Source organism: Pelovirga terrestris, from assembly GCF_014773365.1.
GTDB lineage: Bacteria > Desulfobacterota > Desulfuromonadia > Desulfuromonadales > Geopsychrobacteraceae > Pelovirga > Pelovirga terrestris.
In genome coordinates this window covers 13710-35846 of the sequence record NZ_JACWUN010000020.1, presented here as the reverse complement: position 1 = coordinate 35846, position 22137 = coordinate 13710, and the positions used below count along the sequence as shown (strand labels likewise).

Here is a 22137-nt window from a genome sequence, read left to right as displayed (position 1 = left end):
TCAAGGCTTGGCCGACCAGCAACGTTTGCACTTAAACCTCTTATCTTGATCTTCGTACCCGACAGCCTGCCTCCCTGATCAATTATCCGCCGGAAACCAGTGGCGGGTCCGATTGGCATATTTCACCAATGCCAGCATCAACGGCACCTCCACCAGCACCCCGACAATGGTCACCAGCACCACCGGTGAGGCGGCACCGAACAGGGTAATGGCGACGGCAACCGCCAGTTCAAAAAAATTGGAGGCACCGATCATCCCGGCCGGGGCGGCAATATCATGGCTCAACCGGCACTTCAAACAGCCAAAATAAGCCAGAAAAAAGATAAAGATCGTCTGGAGGATCAACGGAATAGCGATCAGCACAATATGAAAGGGATTACTGAGAATCACCTCTCCCTGAAACGAAAAAATCAGCACCAGGGTCAGCAACAATCCACCGATGGTAATATTGCTGAATTTAGGTAAAAAGGTGTTGATAAAATAATCCTTCCCCTTGTGCTTGATCACATAATGGCGGGTGGCGGAACCGCCAGCCAGAGGAATTACAACAAACAGCACCACTGAGAGAAACAGGGTATCCCAGGGAATGCTGATGCCGCCGATCCCGAGGAGCAAAGCGACGATGGGAGTGAAAGCGATCAGGATGATCAGGTCGTTGGTGGCGACCTGAACCACTGTATAGGCGGGATTGCCGCGGGTCAAATGACTCCAGACAAAGACCATGGCAGTGCAGGGTGCAGCTCCGAGGATCACCGCGCCGGCCAGATATTGCTTCGCCAGATCCGGTGGAATAAAGGCACTGAACACGACATAGAAAAAGAAAGCGGCAATCCCGAACATGGAAAACGGCTTGATCAGCCAGTTGGCAATCCAGGTGACATAGAGTCCGGTGGGGTTTCGACCGACATCTTTCACGCTGGCAAAATCAACCTTCATCATCATCGGGTAGATCATCAGCCAGATCAGTACGGCAATCGGAATGGAAACCTTTGCATATTCAAACCTGCTCAATGTTTCCGGAACCTCGGGAAGAAATTTACCGATCAGGACCCCGACAACCATGCACAGGACCACCCAGAGCGTCAGGTTCTTCTCGAAAAAACTGATCCCTTCCAGCCTTTGTTTTGTCATGCTTTAACTCCCTGCCAGTTGGTTACGAAAATAATCACCCAGTTGGATGCGTATCTCGTCCCGGACCCGGCGGTAGACATTCATCACTTCTTCTTCACTGCCGGTCGCCTTGGGCGGATCGTCAAAACCGATATGGTTCCTTTTAACGCCGCCAAAAAACAGCGGACACTTGTCATTGGCATCACCACACAGGGTAATGACATAGTCAAAGTTCTGCCCTTCATATTTACTGATATGATCCGAACTGTTGGCAGAGATATCGATCCCGATTTCTGCCATCACCTCGACCGCCTTGGGGTTAAGACCATGTGGTTCGGTGCCGGCTGAGCAGGCTTCAAGCTGGCCGGCAAAATCATCATTGATCAGACCATCGGCCATCTGGCTGCGACAGGAGTTGCCGGTACATAAAAATAGAACCCTTTTCATTCGGAAACAGTCCTTTTTCTATCCGCATAAGCGAATGTATTTCATAAAAACTCAGCTGCATTTTTTTTCGGAAGACCTGGACAAACGATTGAGCGCTCTCTGATCCGCGTGAACCTGATGTGATTCATTCAGCTTTGCAAGCAACAAGCGCAGCAGTTCATCGCCCAGTGCGTTTGCTTGCTTGAGGCGATAAAACATCCAAACCCCGCGCCGTTCATCATCCACCAGACCAGCATTGCGCAGATAGGCCAGATGTCGCGATACCGTCGACTGCGGCACTTCCAGCGCTGCCATCAGATCACAGACGCAAAGTTCGCCGTTGCTTAGTAACGCCAGAATTCGCAAACGGGTTTCATCCGAGAGGGCTTTGAAAATGGAGGCAACGTTTTTCATGGGCTTAATATATCCGCTCATGCGGATATATGTCAAGCAGGGGCTCTGCCTTTAAAAAAGATCTTGACCTCATCATCTGTTTGGCTATATTGCCAAACATGCAAACAACGTCAGCTAAATACCAACAACAAAAACCTCAACTGCTGGCTCGCACCAGGGTGATCAAAGCATTAGCTCACCCAACCCGGTTGTTCATTGTTGAGGAACTGGAAAAAGGGGAGCGCTGTGTCTGTGACCTGACCGCAATGATCGGCGCAGATGTTTCCACCGTATCCAAACATCTTACAGTGCTGCGCGAGGCTGGAATTGTGGTAGACGACAAGCGCCGCAACCAGGTGTTCTACCGTTTGAAGGTTCACTGTATCCTCAATTTTTTCGGGTGCGTCGAGTCGGTTCTGGATTCGCAGCGCGATGAGGCGTTACGTCAATAAGTAAGAGTATTTTTTTTCGTTGCTATTTGGCTTTTTTGCCAAATAGCAAAAATGGAGCGTCTAGGTGAAACCTGTTGCTGAACTGAAAATCCTGGCGATTATTATCGGGGTTTTTATCCTCTGCGTTTACCTGCCGGTCGAATGGCTGAAAAGCAGCGGTCGGGTAGAAGCAGCCCTCTGGGAAGCTCTCTATCTGGTGCGCTGGTATGCTCAGGAGCACGTCATCCTGTGTCTGATCCCGGCTTTTTTCATCGCCGGTGCCGTCGCGGTGTTTATCAGCCAGGCCGCGGTGATGAAATACCTTGGACCAAAGTCCAATAAAGTCACGGCCTATGGGGTCGCCTCGGTCTCCGGGACCCTGCTGGCCGTCTGTTCCTGTACGATTCTTCCCCTCTTCGCCGGTATTTACCGTATGGGCGCGGGCCTGGGTCCAGCCTGTGCTTTTTTGTATTCCGGACCGGCGGTGAACATCCTGGCGATTGTGTTAACCGGTGCGGTTCTGGGTCCACAAATGGGGATCGCTCGTGCTATCGGTGCCATCGTTTTTGCTGTGGTTATCGGCCTGTTGATGCAGTTTATCTTCCGCAAGGACGATGAGCAGCGGATTGATGCCGCTGCCATGCCGGACGCTGAAGTCAGTCGTCCCTTGTGGCAAAACGCCCTGTACTTCAGCAGCATGGTCGGTATTCTGGTCTTCGCTAACTGGGGCAGTTCCGGTGAAAGCAATGGGATTTGGGCAACAATATATTCATCTAAGTGGTATCTGACCAGTTTCTTCTCAATTATGCTGGCGGTCATTCTGGTCCTGTGGTTTGGGGTCGACAAGCTCAAAATGCTGATAGCCGCAGCGGCTGTTATGATTGCGGCACTGATCTGGCCTGAAGATCCGCTGGTTCCCTTTGTGGTCGGGGTGATCGGCCTGTCACTGTTGACCACCCTGGATCGCAGTGAAACCGATGAACTACGCGACTGGTCGGCCAACAGCTGGGATTTTGCCAAAAAAATCATGCCCCTGCTGTTTTTCGGTGTCCTTATTGCCGGCGCCCTTCTGGGACGCCCGGGCAATGAGGGGCTGATTCCTTCCTCCTGGATTGCCGGATTGGTGGGCGGGAACTCCCTGTGGGCCAACCTGTTCGCCTCGGTTGTCGGCGCCTTTATGTATTTTGCCACGCTGACGGAAGTTCCCATCCTGCAAGGGCTGATCGGTTCGGGTATGGGTAACGGCCCGGCTTTGGCACTGCTGCTGGCCGGTCCGGCTTTGAGCTTGCCCAACATGCTGGTTATCAACAGTGTTATGGGGATTAAAAAAACCGCCACCTTTGTCACCCTGGTGGTCATCATGGCAACCATCAGCGGCTTGATCTACGGACACCTCTTCCCCTGAAAGGCGCCCAACTAACCACAGCGAACAAGGAGTAACGTAATGAAAAAAATCCAGATCCTCGGAACCGGCTGCAAAAAATGTAACGATCTCACAGCAAATGCACAGGCCGCAGCACAAGCTGTCGGTGTCGACGTAGAATTGGAAAAGGTCACTCAACTGAATGACATCATGGCCTTCGGCGTTATGACTACCCCCGGTCTGGTTATCGACGGCAAGGTTATTTCCCAGGGCAAACTGCTCTCAGTTGAACAGATTGCCGCCCATTTGAAACACTAGTGTTTGCTGTGCCATTTCATCTTTTCTCAGGCTGATAATTACATTCAATTCAAACAGCACCGGGGAGACTGCTATGTAGCGGTCTCCCCGGTGCTGTTTGAAAAGCTATAGAAGTGAATTAGTTTTTAGCAGCAGCCGTTTTACGCGAGCTTTGAGCGGCAGCTTTGGTCATACCGAACAGCACCAACACCGCCGGTACCAATTGTGCGACAATAATCAGGGCACAGAAGCCGACGAATAACAGCACCAGCAAACCGCTGCTGTAAGTCACTGCGGTATCAACCGCAAACGCAGGGGAAGCGAGTAGAAACATCACGGCGACAGTTGAAATAAGTGATTTTGCGTTGAACATGATTTTCTCCTTTGGTCGGGAAGCACCGATCGCGGTCACTTCCTCATATTTGGCAAAGGCACGTTGAACCACGGTAAGGATTTCTTCACTATCCTCGACCCCGCTGGTTTTCAGTGCATGATAAAAAATCCCTTCCTGACGAATCCGGCGCATCAACTCCAGAGGCAACTCATCACTGATCAGGATAATCGACAGATGACGATTACACTTTTTCAGTAACGGCACCAGGCGGACCATGTTGTGCTGGTCGATCTGTCCATCCAGCACCACCACCTGGATCTCTTTGTTGATAATCGCCTCAAGGGCATTGGCAACTGAATCTGTTGTCGCGACCTGGTAGTGGTCGGCGCTGAACAGTTCCGCCAGGCGATTGCGGGCCTGAGTATCTTTGTTGGCGATCAGTAATCCACGCATGGTCGTTGTCCTCTGGCTGTAATACAATTAGTTTTTCACCTTAACGGCTTCGCGATCACGACCAAACAGGCCCCTGAGGATACCGACCAGCATCAGGGTCGCAGGAACCAGCTGGAACACGATGATCACAGCAAAGAAACCGAAGAACAAGGCGACCAGCAGACTTCCCTCGCCGGCACCGGTGCCACTGGTGGCAAAAGCAGAAGAAGAAAAGGTCAACAGGGCGATCAGGGTATTACGTAATGTGGTTTTCATGGCGTCCTCCTATGACGATGCTGATGATCAGCAGGTGTATGTGTTGACATGCTATATAGCGAAGAGCGTGCCAACATCACAAAAAAGCCGGCTATAGTCCATAACACCCTAATAATATTGAGCAAATAACTTTCACATCGACGATATCAACAGCAGGGAGAAGACCGGAGATAGATAGGAAAATTATACAGGTGGGACGCTTAAGCTCCGCTACCAACGTCGGTTATAGAGTCTAAGATACTGATATAGCGAGGGATAATAACTGTATAAAATTTTCAGATGGGTTTTTTACACACAGATATTTTATTTATGCCAGAGGGACGGCACGAAAAGCACCAGGACAGTAAACAGCTCCAGACGTCCCAGCAGCATACAGAGGATGAGTACCGTTTTGCCAAAAGGTACGATGTAGGCATAATTCTCCACCGGTCCAACACTGCCGAAGCCGGGGCCAACGACTCCCAGGGTGGCGACGACCGAGCCTGCCGCTGAAAGCATATCGAGCCCTGCTGCCGCCATTAAGAGGGTAGCGATAAAGAAAACCCCCATCCAGACGGCAAAAAATCCGAGGATCGAGTGCATGACATCACGATCAACCGGCTTGGTCCCGAGCTTGACCAGGCGTATCGCACGCGGGTGGATCAGGCGGTAAATCTGGACCTGGGCATGCTTGAAGAGCAGCAGCAGGCGGGCAACCTTGATACCACCGGCCGTTGAGCCGGCACAACCACCGACCACCATGGCAAAAAAGAGCAGCAGCTGGGAGGCCGCCGGCCACTGGCCATAGTCAGCGGTACCAAAGCCGGTGGTGCTGATGATGGAAGTCACCTGAAAAACACTAAAACGTAAGTTGTCAACGATAGAGGTGTAGACCGCGCCATGATTGGACCACATCACCAACAGGATAAGACCAACCACCAACGCCAGATAAATCCGCAGCTCTTCGTTGCGGTAAAAATCGCGCAAACGTCCGCGCAATGCCAGGTAATAGAGGGAGAAGTTGATCGCCGCCAGAAACATAAACAGGGAAATCACCCAATCGATATAGGCACTATTGTAGGCTCCGACCGAGGTATTGCGTGGTGAAAAACCACCGGTCGCCAGGGTGGCGAAGGCATGACAGAGGGCATCAAAGAAATTCATGCCGCCGAACATCAACAGGATGATCAGCACCCCCGTCAACATCACATAGATCCCCCACAGCAGTTTGGCGGTATCCTGGATGCGCGGTTTGAGCCGATCCGCTGTCGGCCCCGGCATCTCAGCCTTGAACAGCTGCATGCCGCCAACCCCCATCAGCGGCAGAATGGCCAGGGACAGCACAATGAACCCCATACCACCGAGCCACTGGGTCAGAGCACGCCAGAACAGCAGGCTTTCGGGTACGATTTCGATGTCGGTCAGGATGGTGGCGCCGGTGGTGGTAAAGCCGCTCATGGTTTCAAAAACAGCATCAAGAGGGGCGCTGATGGCCCCGGAGAACAGATAAGGCAAAGCACCGAACAGGGCAAAGGTGCTCCACCCCAGGGTAACAATGGCAAACCCTTCGCGCAGAGACATCTCTTTACTGCTGCGGCAGCTGTAAAATAGAGCAGCACCGACACCGCCACAGACGAATGCCGCAAAAACAAAGGCCGACCAGGCACCATCAGCGTAATAGTAGGAGAACGGCAGGGGCAGTAGCAGGGCAACGGCAAGAAACAACAGCAGGCCGCCGAGCAGGCGAAAGGTCAGGATCAGATTCATCTCAGCTGAAAAACCTTTCCACCTTGCTTACCGCCTCCGGCAAGGCAAAGACAATCACCCGGTCCCCCTTTTTGAGGACGCTGGTGCCGGCGGGTATTTCGTAATGCCCGCCGCGAATAATCATGCCGATGATCGCCCCGCGGGGGAAATGCAATTCGGTCAAGGGTTTTTCAAACAGGCCACTGCTGTGGCTGATGTCAATCTCAAGAACCTCAGCATTGTTGCCTTCGAGGGCAACCATGGAAAGAATATCGCCGCGGCGCACAAATTTGAGGATTGCACCGGCAGCAGCCAGGCGCGGTGATATGCAGGCGTCAATGCCAAGGTCGGACGCCAGGGCGATCAGTTCGGGTTGACTCACCAGAGCCAGGGTACGCTGTACCCGATGCTGGCGTGCCAGCAGACAGGTGAGGATATTGGTTTGATCGTTATCGGTAACAGCGATAAACACCCCGGCATCCTCCAGTCCTTCATCAAGCAGGGTCTGGACATCCAGCCCCTCAGCATGAATGACAACCGCTTTATCAAGCTGCTCAGCTAGTTTATTGCAGCGCACCTCATCACGTTCAATCAGTTTGGTGTAAAAGTGTTCCCGTTCGAGGTTTTTTGTTACCTGCAGTCCAACCCGCCCACCACCTAAAACAAAAGCGCGCCGCGAGGTTTTATGCTGGTCTGAGGCAGACTGCAGCAGATAGTTCAACGCCGGCAGCTCTTTTGTCAGAGCAAAGATATAGATGCGGTCACCGGCCTGGATACTGTCCTCACCGTGGGGGATGATGGTGATGTCTCCGCGAGTAATGGCGGCAATAACAAAGCGATACATGCCGCGCAAATCACCCAGTTCGGCCATGGTGAGGTTACATAAAGGGCTGTTGTCATCGATCCGGTAACCTTGAAAGAGAATGGCACCATCGGCAAATTCGACGACGTCGAAGGCCTTGGAGTTACAGGCAAGCTTTGACAACTCCTCGGCTACAGCATTTTCCGGATTGATGAGCAGATCAATGCCGAGCTTTTCTTTTGAGAGAATAGCTTTGTGGTGAGTAAATTCGATGTTTCTGGTTCTGGCGATGAGAGTCTTGGCCTGATATTCCCGCGCCAGTAGACAAGCAAGGATATTAACTTCATCGGTATTGGTGACCGCAATAAAAATATCGGCGTTTTTGATCCCCGCTTGTTCGAGGACTTCCGCACTGGCTCCGTTGCCGACTACACCCAGCACATTGAGACGATCCTGCGCCTGATCAACCGCTTCCTGATCATGATCGACGAGGGTGACCTCATGTCCTTCCCGCGAGAAACGTTCACACAAAAAATAACCGACTTGGCCACTGCCAACAATGAGAATTTTCACGCAAGCCTCCTGAAATTTAATCCCGAACCCAGCCTTCGATCATTTGCGAGGAGGCACAAGATGTCATTCTTCAGGGCAAAACACCGGGAGAACATCGGTGTTGGCCGGCATTGCGGCCTGCCCTTTCAAATGCCGACGAGGTTAGCTGACCGGCTCGGACTTGAAAGCGTCCTGTTTTCTCACGGCAAAAAGATGGTTGGAACGTTCGCCCCAAAAAATGGTTCCCCCGCACCTGTTTGTCGGCACCAGGTCCAGGCTGCGTGGGCCGATCTTGCTCCTGCTGCTACCATATTGTCAAGACGGATGATCGAGGTAACGCGGCCTTTTCATCTGTTTACTCGACACTCTTGGTGGGATTCTTTCGTTGGAGATGTTTTCCTCTTCGGTAGTGTGACAAAAGAAACGAGCGGGCGTATCCCGGGGCTGTGGAAGTGGCTGCCGGTGAGGGTAACGAAATCGTTGTCCGTGGCGGGGAAGCTGCCGAGGGCCTGACCCTTGGTGAATGGGCAGCGCAGCGGCCGACGCTATCTAAAGATTAGCGGCTCGTGCGGCAAGACACTCGTACCCTCCCATTTCAAATTCACGGCATATCCATGGACGTATCTCGTAGATCGTACAACTCATGGTATTTCGGTCCAGGGCGGCACACCAACCATCTTCTAACCTCGCCATGCTCATCTCCCCCCGCGTACCTAGCTCAATAAATTGATCAGGTACTTCAGTATCGTTAAAGAGCATTGCTTCTTGGCGACAACAGCATGCATCACAGAATGCACATGTCGCTGTGGTGTCAGGCAAGGGTGTAGCTTCGTTTGTCATAGTTTCCTTTTTTGTAGTGATGTTGCCCACGTTTGGCTATGCCTAACGTTGGGCTAAGGGACGTTTTTCGTCATCCATGACCACTTGTTGTCGCCGTCCATGGCGACAACAACCCTTGCCACAGGGCCACCGATCCGGCGCTGAACCGATATAATCTGAGATCATGGCGGCGGATATTTTGCTTTCCACAATTCAGCCCTAAGGTGTTCTTGGCGAACCTTAAGCCTTAGTGGCTAAATTTTTAAGGGAGCGCTTCCGCCAGCAGGTCGAGGATATGGACTGCGCGTTGGTTGCCGCCGGCGTGGTTGATGCTGTCCTGCAGTTGCATGATGCACCCCGGGCAGTCGGTGGCGACCAGCTCAGCGCCGGTTTCCTCGATCAGGGTGGCTTTTTTTGCACCGATCTTCTTGCTGGTATCGTAGTGATAGACCGAGTAGGTTCCCCCCAACCCGCAGCAGCTTCCCGGCCCCGGCAATTCGATAAAATCGACTTGGGGCAACGCTTTGAGGATCGCCCGTGGCTCCTTGGTGATACCGTGATTGCGCAGATGGCAGGGATCGTGATAGGTCACCTTGATCCGTTTTTCGGCCCTGGGTAGTTGTTCGAGCTTTTCCGGCAGTCCCTGTTCCACCAGGTAGACGAAGATGTCACGGATCTTCTTCTGATAATCCCCTTCGCCATCAATCATCCCCGGATAAATCTGTCCCAGGCCGGAATGGCAGGAGGCGCAGGCCGTCACGATGGTGTCATACTTGTGCTTGCCGAACATTTCCAGGTTAATGGCTGCCAGTCGTTCCACCGTTTCGCCGGCACCGGCTGATACCGCCGGCAGACCACAGCATGCCTGTTCCTGCGGAATCAGGATGGTTACTCCGAGAAACTTCAGCGCCTTGATCAGGGCTTCGCCGCTTTTCGGATACATGTAATTGATGCCGCAACCGGTGAAAAACAAAACGGTCGGGGCACCCTCTTTGCCGGGGATCACTTCAGGAAAGCGCTCGCGAAAGGGCTTGGCGGTGACCGGTGGCAGGGTTCGGTCGGCACTGATGAAGGGGGCAGGGAAGCGCAGACGCAGACCACTGCTCTCAGGAATTTTTTTGAATAACAGGCTCGACAATGTGCCGCCACTTTTGGCCAGCAGGTTCATCAGCTTCGGGTGCTTAAGCACCGTCGCGACGCCGAAACCAAAGGTCGATAGCCCTTTGCGCCGGGCGATTTCGCGCCGGGTCGCGGCGACGATCTCTTCGGTATGGACCTTGTTGGGACACTGGGCGTAACAGCTGCCACACAGCAGGCACTGGGACATGTCGAGCAAGAACTGTTCTTCGAGGTCAACCTCGCCGTCAAGCAAGGCATCCGCCAGGGCGATTTTCCCCCGCGCGACCCGCCCTTCATGATGCTCAGCACCAAACGCCGGGCAATGGGCACGACAGCCACCGCATTTAACGCAATGCTTGATCTCGTCACGATAATCTTCAAGGGTTTTAAGTTTGGCCATTAGCTTAAATCTCTGCCACCAAGACTCCACGTTCACCAAGAAAAACAAAAAAACTTAGCTTTTCTTGGCGTTCTTGGTGCCTTGGTGGCTAACAGGTTTTAAACATCACTCGGGAAGATTTTTCCCGGGTTGAGGATGTTGTTGGGATCGAGGGCTTTTTTGATGGTTTTCATGTAGTCGATGGCGGCATTGCCCAGTTCCATGCCGACAAAGGGCGCCTTCATGATCCCGACCCCGTGTTCACCGCTCATGGTCCCGCCGAGTTCCAGCGCCCCGGCAAAGACAGCAGCGATCGCCTGGTCAGCTTTTTCCTGCTCGCCGGGGATCTTGCTGTCGATCATGATATTGACATGGATGTTGCCGTCACCGGCGTGACCGAAATTGACGATGGGGACGCCGAACTTATCGGAGATCGTGTCGATCTTGCGGATCATCTCCGGCACCTTGGAGCGTGGTACACAGATATCCTCGTTGAATTTGTCCGGGTTGACGCGGCGCAGCGAGGCCGAGACGGAACGGCGGATCTGCCACAGGGCGTCGCTTTCTGCCGGGGTCTCGGCAATCCGTGTTTCTACTACGCCCAGAGGCTTGATGATTTCAGCGATTTTATGGGCCTGCTTGTCAAGAAATTCGCGGTCACCGTCGACCTCAATAATCAGCACCGCGCGGGCGCTATCCGGTACTTCCAGGCTGGTGGCATCGCGCACACAGTCGAGGGTGCGGCCGTCCATGAATTCCAGGGTCGCCGGGATGATCTTGTTGCGGATAATGCTGGAGACCGCCTGGGCGGCGCCGTCGATGGAGTCAAACAGCACCAGCATGGTTTTTTTGGCTTCCGGCAGGGGCAGCAGTTTGATAATGACCTTGGTGATGACCGCCAGGGTGCCTTCGCTGCCGCAGATCAACTTGGTCAGGTCGTAACCGACCACCCCTTTCATGGTGGGGCCGCCGGTGGTAATGATGTCACCGGTCGGGGTGACGATCTCAAGGCCGATGATATAGTCCTTGGTGACGCCATATTTGACACAGCGCGGACCACCGGCGCACTCGGCCACGTTACCGCCGAGGGTCGACATCTTTAACGAAGCCGGGTCAGGCGGGTAGAACAGGCCGACTTTTTCCACTGCCTTCTGGAACGCTTCGGTGACCACCCCCGGCTCCACCGTCGCCACCAGATTTTCCTCGTCAATTTCAAGGATCCGATCAAGGCGGGTCAGGCCCAGGACAATACCGTCAGTGCTGGTCGGCAGGCTGCCGCCGGTAAAACCACTACCGGCGCCGCGTGGATAAACCGGGATCCGGTGTTGGTTGGCCAGGGCCATGATCCGGCTGATTTCCTCGGTGCTGCCGGGGTGCACCACTGCCGCCGGCAGAAACTTGCGCTGGGTGGCGTCATAGGAATAGCAGATCAGTGAGGCCTTATCGGTGAGGACGTGCTTTTTGCCGACGATCTGTTCAAGGTTGCTGATAATGGTCTTGTCAAGCATGGGATACCTTTCGATCACTTTTCTCTAAAGCATTGTCAAATGACCTACTAAAATAATTCGTATCTGTTCAGCACCGGATCGGGGTTCCTCTGTCAAGGGACGCATTTTCGTCATCCCTGACCGCTTGTTGTCGCCATCCATGGCGACAAACACCCTTGCCACAGAAACCCCGACCCTGCGCAAGGACAGTGGTGAATAGTTACACTAATTCTACTTGGCTTTACCGAACCAGCCGGTCTTTTCCGCGTAGGCTTCGACCCGATTGCGCCCTTTTTTCTTGGCACTGTAGAGGGCCTGGTCGGCCCGTTCAATCAGTACCGTTTTGGTGATGCGGCGACCATTGTCATTACCGTCAAACTGGGCTACTCCAAAACTGGAGGTCACCCGGTAGTCGTCACCATCATACTCAAATTTATGCTGTTCGATTTCAGCGCGAATTTTTTCCGCGACGATCAGGGCATCTTCTATGGTGGTTTCCGGCAGGACAAAAACAAACTCCTCGCCGCCATAGCGGGCGCTTAAATCATATTCGCGAATCATGCTGTTACAGCGTCCGGCAAATTCCTTGAGAACATAGTCGCCCGCTTGATGACCGTAAAAGTCATTAAATTTCTTGAAGTTATCGATATCCGCCAGAACCAGGCAGAGCTTGTTGCCAAGGCGATTGCTGCGACTGAGTTCTTTATCGAGAAATTCCTGGAAGTAGCGATGATTATAGATGCCGGTCAAGCCGTCCAGATTAACGATTCCCTCAAGGTAGCTGTTTTTCGTTTCCAGTTCTTTAGTCAGTTTTTCCAGTTGCATCTTGGCCTGTACCAGTTCGCGATTGATTTGTTCGTAGCTCATGTTGAGCAGGCTCAGTTCAATGTTGGCCTGTTGCAGCAATTCCGGAATAGAAGCCGTACCTTCAATCTTCAGGCCGAAGTACTTGGCGGCCGCCTCTACTTCAGTGTTGACCCGGGTAAGAATCTGATCAATGGCGTCGGTGTCGAGCTTGAACATCTTGCGCGCGCCGTCACGAAACGGCGTGTGATAGCCAATCGGGTTGCCGGAGTACATGATGTTGGCGACCAGCGAGGCCAGATGAGCAACGCGGATATCGGTGAGCAGCCCGGCATTCTTGCCGGTGTAGCCTGCCGGGTCGTGATGGTGAGCAATCGGGATGGCCAGACTGTCGGGAAAGTTCCAGTGGCGCGCCGCCTCGCCGCCAATAAAGGCATGGTTAGCGCCGATCCGCTCTTCTTCCAGTTGCAGCAACCGCCCCTCATCACCGTCCGCCTCTTGCAGCAGTTCGTCGTAAAGGTCACGATAGGCGCTGGCAAAAATCAGTTTGCCGAGTTTCTGCAGCAGGCTGACGGTAAAGATGTCTTCCTGATCACGCTCTGAAGAGACCTTGGCCATAATCAGTTTGGCGGTGACCGCCGCTGCCAACGACTGTTCCCAGAACTGCTCGTAGTTGAAGCCGCTGCCATGGCGGGGCCGTTCAAGATTCAAAAAGGAAAAGGACAGCACCAGACTGCGCACCGCATTGGTGCCGAGGATAGCGACCGCCTGTTGAATGGTGCCGACCTCGTTGGGAAAATTATAAAAGGAGGAGTTGACCACCTTGAGGATCTTGGTTGACAAGGAAACATCCTGGGCAATCAGCTTACTGATGTCATAGGTGGTGGTTTCTTCCTTGCCGGTAATGTTGATCAGGGTCGACGCGACCGTTGAAAGGGTCGGCAGGGACCCCGAATCAATGACTTTTTTTAAAACCTCTTGTCGGGTTGCCATGTCTTGTTATTCCTGTCGTCTTCAGGTTGTCGTCGGGGGCGTAACGACCGGTAGTATCGTCCCACCGTCGGGGATAATCACGCTGGAAAAATTGCTGGGCAGGGTGGGTAATACCTGCGCAAGAGCGGTCTGCAGATCGGCTGATTTTTCCATCCCCATAGCGGCAGTTTGCTCACTGTTGAACTCACTGATCAGCAGGATGCGGAAGCGTCGGGCGCGGGCCAGCACGGCGTGAGCGGTCTGTCCGTTAATCTGGTAGTTTGCGCGCAGGGCCGCTTCGAACTGGTCAAGATCCTGATAACGGAACCAGTCGAAAAAGGTCGGATAACCGAACCCGTCGCGACAGGCAGCAAGAAAGATAATCGTACCCCCTGGCTTGACCGCCCGGCAACCGTAATCAAGGGCTTTTTGCGCCTGGATAAAGTTGATGTCTTTAGGTTCGCCGCCGCAGGAGATAATTGCCAGATCAGCGGCAGCGGTGACCGGCACGCTATAAAGGGAGCGTACCAGCTCGCAACCGGCGAGATGCGCCTGTTCCAGTTCACCACAAAAGACGGCAACGATTTCCTTGTTCGGCCCCAGCACGGTATTAAGGAGAAAGTCAGGTTCGACCCGCTGCGCGGCTTGCAACAGATTGCGATGGACCGGGTTGCCGGCGAGCACCCCGGTCACGGCAGAGGGGTGTTTGCCGCCGATTTCCGGCGGATTAAACACGGCAAAATGACTGGCCATACAGGTTTCGCGGCTCGCAACCCCCGGCACCAGCCCCTTGCGACCACCACCGAAGCCGGCAAAATAGTGAAAGCCGATGGTCCCGGTGACAATCACCCGATCTGCGGCCATCACCCGGCGATTGATCTGCACCGGAATCCCGCCATCGGTTATCCCCAGGTCGACCAGCTGTTCAGGATCGTCACAATCATGATCATAAACAGCAATGCGGCCATAGAGAGGGCCAAGGATCTTGCGGTGTTCCTCTGCTGTTTGTCCACGATGGATTCCCAGGGCGATGAGGATGCTGATGTTCTCATCTGCTATGCTGCAGCGATTGAGTTCATCAACTACCAGAGGCAGATAGACCTCGCTGGCCGAATACCGGGTAATATCAGAGGTGACAATGACCACCTTGTCCCCCGCGTTGACCATCCCCGGCAATGGCGGCGTGCCGATCGGATGCTGCAGTGCCTCATTGACCAGCTGGTGGGCCGGCTGCAACGCCGTGATCTGCTTCATCTGCAGCAGTTGGCCGCCGGGCAGACGACAGGGGACGCTGGTGGAGCCGTATTTTAAAACAATATCGGTCACTGATTAATACCCTTTGATCATGCCGCCATCAACCTGGATAATATCGCCGGTCATGTAAGAACATACCGGTGAGGCGAGAAAGGTGACAACTCGGGCAAATTCGTCAGTCTTGCCATAGCGCCCCAAAGGAATCAGCTGCTGATTCTCTGCGCGAATCTGCTCTATCGCAACGCCGCGCTGATCGGCCTTGAGTTGATCGAGGTAGACCGTGCGATCGGTGGCTACCCGTCCCGGTGCAACCGTGTGGACCAGGACCTTGTCCTTTGCCAGTTCGTTGGCCAGGCTCTTGCCCAGGCCCAGCATCCCCATGCGAAAGGCGTTGGAAAGCAGCAGGCCGGGAATCGGTTGTTTCACCGACGAGGAGGTAATATTGATAATGCGCCCGCCATTTTTTTTCAGGGCGGGCAGGCTGGCGCGGATCGTACGCACGTAGGCCAGCAGGGTTAATTCAAAGGCCGATTGCCAGTGGCTATCATCGAGTTGATCGAAGTCTCCCCCCGGTGGGCCACCGGAATTGTTGATCAGGATATTGATGCCGCCCAGTTGTTCACAGGTGTCTGCGACCAGTTTGCTGATATCCTCTGGGTTGCTCATGTCGGCTACGCAGGCAGCTACTTTGCTGGAAGTCTGGGCGGCGATCTCGCTGCGGGCTTGTTTCAGAACCGTCGCATCGCGACCGGTGATCATGACATGACATCCCTCAAGGGCCAATTGGGTTGCCACCGCCTTGCCCAGCCCTCGACTCGAGGCCATGACCAGTGCCGCCTGTCCTTGCAATTGCAGATCCATGGATATTCTCCTTGTAAAAAGGCCAATGATCACCTTACTGTATCACAAGTCCCTCAGACAAGAGTCAAACAACCGTTCCTGTTGACTTTTTCCCCTGCTGTAAGGATCAGGATAGTGTTGCAGGTGAGCGGGCGGCTGTGCTAAGTATTTCATCCGGAATAACTGAGATGCCTTTGCAAAAAAGTATCAGGTTGGATGGTGAAGAAAAAAGCGCCAAATGCAATGGCAGCAATGCAGCCGTTGGTGAGTTTTTGCGACGCCATCAACTGACATCAACCGCAGGAGACAGGTGCCATGGATCTGCAAATTCTTCCGATTGACCACCCCAAACCACGCATCAGCGACGAAAACAACCTGGTGTTCGGCAAGCAGTTCACCGATCGTATGTTTGTCATGGAATACGATAGCGGTAAGGGCTGGCATTCCGCCCGGATTCAGCCCTACGCCCCCTTTGTCCTGGATCCGGCCGCTATGGTTTTTCACTACGCCCAGGAAATTTTTGAAGGGCTGAAAGCCTTTCGTCGTGCCGATGGCACTATCGCCCTGTTTCGCCCCGCTGACAACTTCGCGCGGTTTAATCGCAGCGCTCGGCGCATGTGCATGCCGGAAGTTGACGAGCGCTTCGTTCTCGATGCTCTGCTTGAGCTGATTCGTCTCGAAGCTGACTGGGTTCCCCATAATCAAGGCACCAGTCTATACATCCGCCCGACCATGATTGCCACAGAGCCGATGCTCGGGGTTCGTCCATCCAACAAATATCTGTGCTACATCATCCTGTCGCCGGTGGGTGCCTACTACAAGGGTGGCGTCGCACCGGTGAAAATCTGGATCTCCGATTTTTATGTGCGCGCTACCGAAGGGGGCACTGGGGAGGCCAAAACCGGCGGTAATTACGCTGCCAGTCTCTATGCCGCCAAGCAGGCAGCCGAGGACGGTTACGATCAGGTGTTGTGGCTTGATGCCAAAGAAAAGCGCTTTGTTGAAGAGGTCGGCAGCATGAATATGCTGTTTCTTTATGACGGCAAGATTGTCACCTCACCCCTGCGTGGGACGGTTCTTGACGGCATCACCCGGCGCAGTGCCCTGACGCTGCTTGGTGACATGGGCTATCAGATTGAAGAGCGTGCCCTGACCGTGGATGAGGTGATGGAAGGGGCGACAAATGGTCGCTTGACTGAAGCTTTTGGCACCGGCACGGCGGTTGTTATCTCGCCGGTTGGTTCATTCTGCTACAAAGACTCCTGTGTCCGGTTGGGCGACGGTCAGCCCGGTAAATTGACGATGGAGCTTTATCATAAGCTGACCGCTATCCAGTATGGCAAGGAAGCGGATTCTCACAACTGGGTCACATTATTGTAGCCATTCTCTTTTTTGACCAGATGCGCCCCTGGCGCATCTGGCGTATTTCTCCTGCTCGTCATTGCCCTTCCCTGCTCATAGATTTTCTGAGACACCATCAAAACCATGCATTGTGCCCTGGTTGTAAAGGCGCAGATGACACTGATCCAGTCCATAGAGCAACAGCCCAAGCAGCAGTACGGGTAAAAAATGTTCCGCGATACTGCCGGTGAAGCTATAAAAGAAATAGAACGCACTGCGGTAGCCGAGATGGTTCCAGGTGCTTGTCGGTTTGGTTCGATACGCCAGGGCCTTCAGCCCCAGAACCACGGAGGAACCAAAATAGACGGCCAGGGCGATGCTGATCATATAGGCCGGTGGTGGGTAGCCGAGAAGTTGGCGCAGAGGTTCGGAGGCCATGGTGAACAGGTTCAACTCGCGTACATTGTAAGCGCAGATGCTTACCAGGAGGAAAAGAAACAGTTCCCACAGGTTGTGACGTGCCAGATGATGACCATTGTCACGGATCTTCTGCCGCCGGCTGGTGTGGGTAGCAGTGCCACCCTTGGATTGATCATTCTTTGTCATGTTGGCCTCCATCGTGACTTGGTTGCTACGGATCTTGCTACTTATTTAAAGCAGTAGTCGTGCCAACTTGTTTGGCTTTTTTCCCTTAAAAAAAGGGAGGGTGGGCCGTTTTAAGGGGGTGTTTTAAGAAGGTTGTTCCCGGGGGCATGAACAAATTTCCTGCCCGGCGGGAAATTTCCTCATCGATAGGAATTGCTCTGCGTAAAGGACCGGAGAATAAAGAACGTTTTTGTTCCGTTGGGCTTAAATGCAGCAGGGCGACACCTGCAGGTGTCGCCCTTGATAAAGTAATTAGATTGTGACAGCTGATCAGCGGGTTGACACTGTACCGATATGTTCGCTCCCCGAAACCTCTTCTTCGCCTTCTTCCCAGCCGGTCCACATGGTTTTTATGTGTTCAAGTGGGGTGTGACCAAGGGTGGTCAGGTACATGTGGGTTGGCAGAAAGGCGATCAGGCAGCAGGCGAGAAGGAAATGAAAATTCATCAGAATCTTCAAACCGCCCAACATGACGATCACACCCCGCAGCGGCTCAACATTGGTCATGAAGATGCCGGTCAGGCTGACCAGCGGCATCAATACAAACATAATGGCGAGGTAGGCTGATTTCTGCATCGGATTGAATTTATTCTTGGGGGTCGGGTGGTGCGGATTCTCCCAGCCCAGAAAGTAGGTTAAAAAGTAGAACTTGATCTGGCGCAACAGCCCGGTTTTCAGCTCTTCAACTTTAGGAACATAAAGGTTTGCCATCGACCGTGCGATGAAAACATAGTAAAAAAACCAGAAGGTAAAGGATATGGCGACGACAAAGCCGGCGGTATTGTGAAGGTAGATGACCGATTTATAGTTGCCAAGCAGGGTAATATATTCGGGAAATCGGATCTGCGCCCCGGAAACGGTCAGGGTGATGATGCCGAAAGCATTCAGCCAATGCCAGATCCGTACAGGTGTCGGTTGCAGATAAACTTTTTTATTTTCACTCATGACCAAATCCCCTTAGTGTTGGCGGTTTTTGCGGGTTAAAAAGCGCAGCAAGCCATGACCGACCGGCATCACCAGACCACCGCAAATAATAATCAGCCCGATAATATTCATCGACGCGCTTCTGGTTGTACCAACCATGTAAAAGTCGGGTGTGCCGTAGAGAGCGTCAAGGACGGCGCCTTGCTCTACCTGGATTCGTTGGTAGCCGCCGTCGCGATTCGGGATGGCAAGAAAACTGGTTTGCATACTTTGGGGCCCGGATACGTGACAGAAGGTGCAGTCGTAGCGATTGTCAAGGGTCGACAAATCATGCGACACGTCACTCGGTACCATGGTTCCAGCCAGGCGCAGGTCACGGTACTTCGGGTTGCGGTTGAACGCTTTTAGCTCCCTTAGGGTAATGAAGCTGTCACCGTCGTTATCGATCAGGCTCAGGATTCCCGCCTCACCGCTGATTTCCTGTAATGTCTGATAGTCGGGCAGTTCATAACGACTCAAAAAGCGGTCATCCTGCTTGGCAACAATATTGAGCACAATCTCGTACCCTTCGGAGCCGGTATGGCAGGTGATGCAGGGAAGTTTAGCAATATGCAGGTTGGCCTGTGGTAGCCACTGCTTGTGCAGGTCGACCATGGCCGGCACTTCATGACACTTAAAGCACTTGTCGTTCATGTCATAGCCGGCCATCGCGTCCATGGCGCGGACCTCATGGGGATTATGACAATCACCGCAGGTGGCATAGTTGGCATGATCGGTCATCATATATTCCTGCCCCAGATGATCGTGACAGTCGAGACAGGTCGCTCTGCTCAGTTTGCTGTCACCATTGGGGTGTTCGTCGTCGATCGACTCATGGCAGGTAGTGCAGCCAAGTATGGCGTGGGCGGTAGTGTCAAAGGTTGTCGCCTCAATCAGGAGCGACCCACTGACCATGTCAGTATCACCATGGCACATGAGGCAGTAATCCGCGTCCATGGCAAGCAGGGAACATGGCATGAAGAACAACATCAACCCCAAGATCATAGGCAACAGCTTGTCTATATAAAAACAGTTCATCCTGATTCCTCCCCGTGCACAGCATAACGTGCGGCAATCCGGTCGCAAAGACCATAGAAAGAGTGCTTTCATCTGGTTTTCACCGGAACAGTCTTTGCTTCTGTCTGCGTTTTTTTACCGAAGATCCCTTTGACAATGCCGAAGACCATGGCCATCAGAGGAGCAAACTGAAGCAGGATGATCAGCGCGCAGGTTCCCAGGAACAGATAGGTCAGCACCATGCTGTTGTCTTCACGTGCACCGGCCTGGGCGAAAGCAGGAGCGACGGCACCAAGGGTAAGGATCAGCGACAGAATGACTTGTTTGATTTTTTTCATGACATACTCCTTTTTAAGAGAATAAATATGGTGAATTAAAGGGTCAGTTGACAATCAACGGAGATCCACCTAGTGCATATTCAACAACAGAAATCAGTTCCTCATTGTCTTCCTGGTTGACCGGTTTCAGGGCATGGTAAAAGATGCCGTCTTCGCGGATTCGCCGCAGGGTTTCTAATGAACTGTCATCGGAAACCAGAATAATCCGCAGGTCTTTGTTGCAGCGGCGCATCAGGGCGATGACATCAACTGCAGAAATTTTTTCTTCAAAGCTGTCACCAAGGATGACAATCGGCTGATTTTTTTTCACAATCTGGGCGATGGCATAGGCCGCAGAAGCGGTTGTGGTGACTTCATAGTTAGATTTTTCAAAAAAACCCGCCATTTTTTTCTGGGCAGAAGTATCGCGATCAACAATCATCACCTTACGTGCATACATGGTGGCCTCCCTGGGTTGGTTCAGCGGGTTGATTTGTCGCCCAGCGCGTTACGTCCCTCGCAGGTTTCCTTGATCAGTCCGGAAAACAGCAAAACAGCGGGTGCGCATTGAAAGCCGACGATGGTGCCTGCGAACACGATAAAGAGCTTGGTCAGCAGGCTCGTTTCAAAGCCCATCACCTCCAACAGAATAATTCCGCCGATGAGCAGTGGCGCGAGTACAAGGGCCAGACAAAGGTTATGAATTCTGTTCATGCTAATCTCCGGTATGGAAAGGGATTAAATATCGTATCTGGTTGTTAAGCAAGTTAAGTGCCACAACTTAAAATCCGTCGTACAATTTCAAAAAACAAGATAAAACAGCAGCTTAGAATTTTAGGAGCGATCAGCGGGAGAGGGTGAAGGTGGACCGAAGCTCAAGATTTCCTGCTCGGCAGGAAAATTCCTTTTATTCAGGAATCCGCCGGCTGCCGGCATCGTTGGCTTCAGGGTGATGTCAGGCATCTGTTCAGCAGCGGCCCGGCGGCAAGAAAAAGGAGCTGAGTCGTTAGGCTGTTACAGCCCTTTTTTGCGGGCAGAGGACAGGTGCAGGGTCTGAATGCGGATATGGGCAGGCAAATCCTTGGCATAGAGGTTTTTTTGTTCACCGGCGCAGAGCAGCGACTGCTCCAGGGTGTTGATCAGTTCGCGAACGTTGCCGGGCCAGGCATAGAGCGTCAGCAGATTAAGGTACTCAGGGGACAACTGTTTTTCTGCAACGCCGGCAGCGGCACAAAACTGTTGACAGTAGTAGCGTGCTAGCTGCTCGATATCGGCACCGCGACCCGCCAGAAGCGGCAAGGCAATATAACATTCCCGCAACTGCTCAAGCAGGAGGGCAGAAAAATAGCCGTGGCGTACCAATTCATCGGGGTCATTGCAGCTCAGACTGATCAAGCGGCAGGCAAGAGGTTGGTTTAACATCTTCGCCAGGTGTTCCTGCGCCGCTGGTTGCAGTTCGTCGATATCTTCCAGAATCAGGCTCCCTTTGCCTGCTTCATCCAGGAAGGTTTCGATGTGCGACAGAGGGTCAGGCTGGTTGAACTGACGGCTGGGGATGGTGATCAGAGGATACTGGGCGCGTTGAGAGTGGTGGTGAATCAGTTTGGCAAAAAAGTTTTTGCCGGTTCCGGTAGCACCCTGAATCAGCACCGCCGCATCTGTCTGCGCCATCGCGCGCGCCAAGCCGGCGGCGATCTGCATCCGGGCATCCGCTGCGATAACGTTTGTTTGCGGGGGGGGCGAAGTTGCTGGGTCCTGATCTCCGGGTTGCAGGGTCTTTTCCTGCTGGGTATCAGTTCTTTCCTGTGACGCAGGACTTAAGTTTGCCAAGTCTGCCCTGGTGGTGAGGCCGGACAATTGGTCAAGCAGTTGTTCCAGATGTGCACGACTCAAGCAGAGTTGCTCTATCAGCGATTTAAGCTCAGGGATGGTGGGTGCGCACTGCTGGGTCATGGTCTGTCCACCTTGTTGGTAAAGGGCCCGTGATTTAGCTTCCGGCAGATAGTTATGCATAAGCTGCGCCAAACATTGCTACAGAT

The 22137-nt window shown here is 53.2% G+C and carries 24 protein-coding genes and 1 riboswitch; of the genes, 4 read left to right on the top strand and 20 right to left on the bottom strand.

Annotated elements, in window-relative coordinates; translation table 11 throughout:
- Positions 1 to 78 precede the first annotated feature (78 nt).
- The 3 genes from arsB to ICT70_RS13890 are packed head-to-tail and all read right to left on the bottom strand — an operon-like array spanning position 79 to position 1950.
- On the bottom strand, positions 79 to 1131 hold the full coding sequence (gene arsB / locus ICT70_RS13900; protein ID WP_191157664.1) for an ACR3 family arsenite efflux transporter: 1053 nt from the start codon (positions 1129 to 1131) through the stop codon (positions 79 to 81).
- Between the two features lie 3 nt (positions 1132 to 1134).
- A complete protein-coding gene (locus ICT70_RS13895) occupies positions 1135 to 1557 on the bottom strand; it encodes an arsenate reductase ArsC (RefSeq protein WP_191157662.1) in 423 nt (140 codons plus the stop codon).
- A gap of 51 nt (positions 1558 to 1608) precedes the next feature.
- Positions 1609 to 1950: an ArsR/SmtB family transcription factor gene (locus ICT70_RS13890; protein ID WP_191157661.1), complete on the bottom strand. Its 342-nt coding sequence runs from the start codon at positions 1948 to 1950 to the stop codon at positions 1609 to 1611.
- Between the two features lie 98 nt (positions 1951 to 2048).
- On the opposite strand from ICT70_RS13890, the gene ICT70_RS13885 reads away from it, so the two are divergent.
- From ICT70_RS13885 to ICT70_RS13875, 3 genes are all read left to right on the top strand, one after another.
- Complete coding sequence (locus tag ICT70_RS13885) at positions 2049 to 2381, top strand: ArsR/SmtB family transcription factor (RefSeq protein ID WP_191157659.1); 333 nt, start codon at positions 2049 to 2051, stop codon at positions 2379 to 2381.
- A gap of 64 nt (positions 2382 to 2445) precedes the next feature.
- Entirely contained in the window at positions 2446 to 3765 is a 1320-nt protein-coding gene (locus ICT70_RS13880) for a permease (protein ID WP_191157657.1), read from the top strand.
- A gap of 39 nt (positions 3766 to 3804) precedes the next feature.
- A complete protein-coding gene (locus tag ICT70_RS13875; RefSeq protein ID WP_191157655.1) occupies positions 3805 to 4041 on the top strand; it encodes a thioredoxin family protein in 237 nt (78 codons plus the stop codon).
- A 118-nt stretch (positions 4042 to 4159) separates the two neighbouring features.
- On the opposite strand, the gene ICT70_RS14990 is transcribed toward ICT70_RS13875, so the two are convergent.
- The 10 genes from ICT70_RS14990 to ICT70_RS13820 form a co-directional block, all read right to left on the bottom strand.
- A complete protein-coding gene (locus ICT70_RS14990) occupies positions 4160 to 4807 on the bottom strand; it encodes a response regulator (RefSeq protein ID WP_224747071.1) in 648 nt (215 codons plus the stop codon).
- A gap of 27 nt (positions 4808 to 4834) precedes the next feature.
- Positions 4835 to 5062 carry a hypothetical protein gene (locus ICT70_RS13860; protein ID WP_191157653.1) on the bottom strand — a complete coding sequence of 76 codons (228 nt, stop codon included), beginning with the start codon at positions 5060 to 5062 and terminating at the stop codon, positions 4835 to 4837.
- 303 nt (positions 5063 to 5365) lie between these two features.
- Complete coding sequence (locus ICT70_RS13855) at positions 5366 to 6808, bottom strand: TrkH family potassium uptake protein (RefSeq protein ID WP_191157651.1); 1443 nt, start codon at positions 6806 to 6808, stop codon at positions 5366 to 5368.
- A 1-nt stretch (position 6809) separates the two neighbouring features.
- The gene (gene trkA / locus ICT70_RS13850) at positions 6810 to 8162 is read right to left on the bottom strand and encodes a Trk system potassium transporter TrkA (protein ID WP_191157649.1); all 1353 of its coding nucleotides are present in this window, start codon (positions 8160 to 8162) and stop codon (positions 6810 to 6812) included.
- A gap of 115 nt (positions 8163 to 8277) precedes the next feature.
- Positions 8278 to 8417, bottom strand: a riboswitch (cyclic di-AMP (ydaO/yuaA leader).
- Between the two features lie 273 nt (positions 8418 to 8690).
- Positions 8691 to 8981: a YkgJ family cysteine cluster protein gene (locus tag ICT70_RS13845; protein ID WP_191157647.1), complete on the bottom strand. Its 291-nt coding sequence runs from the start codon at positions 8979 to 8981 to the stop codon at positions 8691 to 8693.
- A gap of 241 nt (positions 8982 to 9222) precedes the next feature.
- Positions 9223 to 10479, bottom strand: a complete 1257-nt coding sequence (locus tag ICT70_RS13840) for a (Fe-S)-binding protein (RefSeq protein ID WP_191157645.1) — start codon at positions 10477 to 10479, stop codon at positions 9223 to 9225.
- Between the two features lie 98 nt (positions 10480 to 10577).
- Complete coding sequence (locus ICT70_RS13835; protein ID WP_191157643.1) at positions 10578 to 11966, bottom strand: FAD-binding oxidoreductase; 1389 nt, start codon at positions 11964 to 11966, stop codon at positions 10578 to 10580.
- A 210-nt stretch (positions 11967 to 12176) separates the two neighbouring features.
- On the bottom strand, positions 12177 to 13742 hold the full coding sequence (locus ICT70_RS13830; RefSeq protein ID WP_191157641.1) for a sensor domain-containing diguanylate cyclase: 1566 nt from the start codon (positions 13740 to 13742) through the stop codon (positions 12177 to 12179).
- A 21-nt stretch (positions 13743 to 13763) separates the two neighbouring features.
- Positions 13764 to 15047 carry a nickel-dependent lactate racemase family protein gene (locus ICT70_RS13825; protein ID WP_337906867.1) on the bottom strand — a complete coding sequence of 428 codons (1284 nt, stop codon included), beginning with the start codon at positions 15045 to 15047 and terminating at the stop codon, positions 13764 to 13766.
- 3 nt (positions 15048 to 15050) lie between these two features.
- Positions 15051 to 15836 carry an SDR family oxidoreductase gene (locus ICT70_RS13820; protein WP_191157639.1) on the bottom strand — a complete coding sequence of 262 codons (786 nt, stop codon included), beginning with the start codon at positions 15834 to 15836 and terminating at the stop codon, positions 15051 to 15053.
- Between the two features lie 294 nt (positions 15837 to 16130).
- Here ICT70_RS13820 and ICT70_RS13815 point away from each other — a divergent pair, with 294 nt between their 5' ends.
- Complete coding sequence (locus ICT70_RS13815) at positions 16131 to 17195, top strand: branched-chain amino acid aminotransferase (protein WP_191157637.1); 1065 nt, start codon at positions 16131 to 16133, stop codon at positions 17193 to 17195.
- A 75-nt stretch (positions 17196 to 17270) separates the two neighbouring features.
- Here ICT70_RS13815 and ICT70_RS13810 read toward each other — a convergent pair whose 3' ends face one another.
- From ICT70_RS13810 to ICT70_RS13780, 7 genes are all read right to left on the bottom strand, one after another.
- Complete coding sequence (locus ICT70_RS13810; RefSeq protein ID WP_191157635.1) at positions 17271 to 17762, bottom strand: hypothetical protein; 492 nt, start codon at positions 17760 to 17762, stop codon at positions 17271 to 17273.
- A gap of 309 nt (positions 17763 to 18071) precedes the next feature.
- The gene (locus tag ICT70_RS13805; protein WP_191157633.1) at positions 18072 to 18746 is read right to left on the bottom strand and encodes a cytochrome b/b6 domain-containing protein; all 675 of its coding nucleotides are present in this window, start codon (positions 18744 to 18746) and stop codon (positions 18072 to 18074) included.
- 12 nt (positions 18747 to 18758) lie between these two features.
- Entirely contained in the window at positions 18759 to 19802 is a 1044-nt protein-coding gene (locus ICT70_RS13800; protein WP_191157631.1) for a cytochrome c3 family protein, read from the bottom strand.
- Between the two features lie 68 nt (positions 19803 to 19870).
- The gene (locus ICT70_RS13795; protein WP_191157629.1) at positions 19871 to 20119 is read right to left on the bottom strand and encodes a hypothetical protein; all 249 of its coding nucleotides are present in this window, start codon (positions 20117 to 20119) and stop codon (positions 19871 to 19873) included.
- Positions 20120 to 20162: 43 nt separating this feature from the next.
- Positions 20163 to 20558, bottom strand: a complete 396-nt coding sequence (locus ICT70_RS13790; RefSeq protein WP_191157627.1) for a response regulator — start codon at positions 20556 to 20558, stop codon at positions 20163 to 20165.
- Positions 20559 to 20578: 20 nt separating this feature from the next.
- On the bottom strand, positions 20579 to 20812 hold the full coding sequence (locus tag ICT70_RS13785) for a hypothetical protein (protein ID WP_191157625.1): 234 nt from the start codon (positions 20810 to 20812) through the stop codon (positions 20579 to 20581).
- A gap of 300 nt (positions 20813 to 21112) precedes the next feature.
- Complete coding sequence (locus ICT70_RS13780) at positions 21113 to 22111, bottom strand: AAA-type ATPase lid domain-containing protein (protein ID WP_191157623.1); 999 nt, start codon at positions 22109 to 22111, stop codon at positions 21113 to 21115.
- Positions 22112 to 22137: the final 26 nt, after the last annotated feature.

Bases quoted from the DNA above. Each gene is read 5' to 3' on its own strand.
- arsB (WP_191157664.1), bottom strand. From the start codon at position 1,131: ATGACAAAACAAAGGCTGGAAGGGATCAGTTTTTTCGAGAAGAACCTG.
- ICT70_RS13810 (WP_191157635.1), bottom strand. From the start codon at position 17,762: ATGACAAAGAATGATCAATCCAAGGGTGGCACTGCTACCCACACCAGC.
- ICT70_RS13830 (WP_191157641.1), bottom strand. From the start codon at position 13,742: ATGGCAACCCGACAAGAGGTTTTAAAAAAAGTCATTGATTCGGGGTCC.
- ICT70_RS13890 (WP_191157661.1), bottom strand. From the start codon at position 1,950: ATGAAAAACGTTGCCTCCATTTTCAAAGCCCTCTCGGATGAAACCCGT.
- ICT70_RS13895 (WP_191157662.1), bottom strand. From the start codon at position 1,557: ATGAAAAGGGTTCTATTTTTATGTACCGGCAACTCCTGTCGCAGCCAG.
- ICT70_RS13875 (WP_191157655.1), top strand. From the start codon at position 3,805: ATGAAAAAAATCCAGATCCTCGGAACCGGCTGCAAAAAATGTAACGAT.
- ICT70_RS13860 (WP_191157653.1), bottom strand. From the start codon at position 5,062: ATGAAAACCACATTACGTAATACCCTGATCGCCCTGTTGACCTTTTCT.
- ICT70_RS13780 (WP_191157623.1), bottom strand. From the start codon at position 22,111: ATGCATAACTATCTGCCGGAAGCTAAATCACGGGCCCTTTACCAACAA.
- ICT70_RS13885 (WP_191157659.1), top strand. From the start codon at position 2,049: ATGCAAACAACGTCAGCTAAATACCAACAACAAAAACCTCAACTGCTG.
- ICT70_RS13795 (WP_191157629.1), bottom strand. From the start codon at position 20,119: ATGAAAAAAATCAAACAAGTCATTCTGTCGCTGATCCTTACCCTTGGT.
- ICT70_RS14990 (WP_224747071.1), bottom strand. From the start codon at position 4,807: ATGCGTGGATTACTGATCGCCAACAAAGATACTCAGGCCCGCAATCGC.
- ICT70_RS13855 (WP_191157651.1), bottom strand. From the start codon at position 6,808: ATGAATCTGATCCTGACCTTTCGCCTGCTCGGCGGCCTGCTGTTGTTT.
- ICT70_RS13800 (WP_191157631.1), bottom strand. From the start codon at position 19,802: ATGAACTGTTTTTATATAGACAAGCTGTTGCCTATGATCTTGGGGTTG.
- ICT70_RS13845 (WP_191157647.1), bottom strand. From the start codon at position 8,981: ATGACAAACGAAGCTACACCCTTGCCTGACACCACAGCGACATGTGCA.
- ICT70_RS13840 (WP_191157645.1), bottom strand. From the start codon at position 10,479: ATGGCCAAACTTAAAACCCTTGAAGATTATCGTGACGAGATCAAGCAT.
- ICT70_RS13835 (WP_191157643.1), bottom strand. From the start codon at position 11,966: ATGCTTGACAAGACCATTATCAGCAACCTTGAACAGATCGTCGGCAAA.
- ICT70_RS13785 (WP_191157625.1), bottom strand. From the start codon at position 20,812: ATGAACAGAATTCATAACCTTTGTCTGGCCCTTGTACTCGCGCCACTG.
- ICT70_RS13790 (WP_191157627.1), bottom strand. From the start codon at position 20,558: ATGTATGCACGTAAGGTGATGATTGTTGATCGCGATACTTCTGCCCAG.
- ICT70_RS13815 (WP_191157637.1), top strand. From the start codon at position 16,131: ATGGATCTGCAAATTCTTCCGATTGACCACCCCAAACCACGCATCAGC.
- ICT70_RS13805 (WP_191157633.1), bottom strand. From the start codon at position 18,746: ATGAGTGAAAATAAAAAAGTTTATCTGCAACCGACACCTGTACGGATC.
- ICT70_RS13820 (WP_191157639.1), bottom strand. From the start codon at position 15,836: ATGGATCTGCAATTGCAAGGACAGGCGGCACTGGTCATGGCCTCGAGT.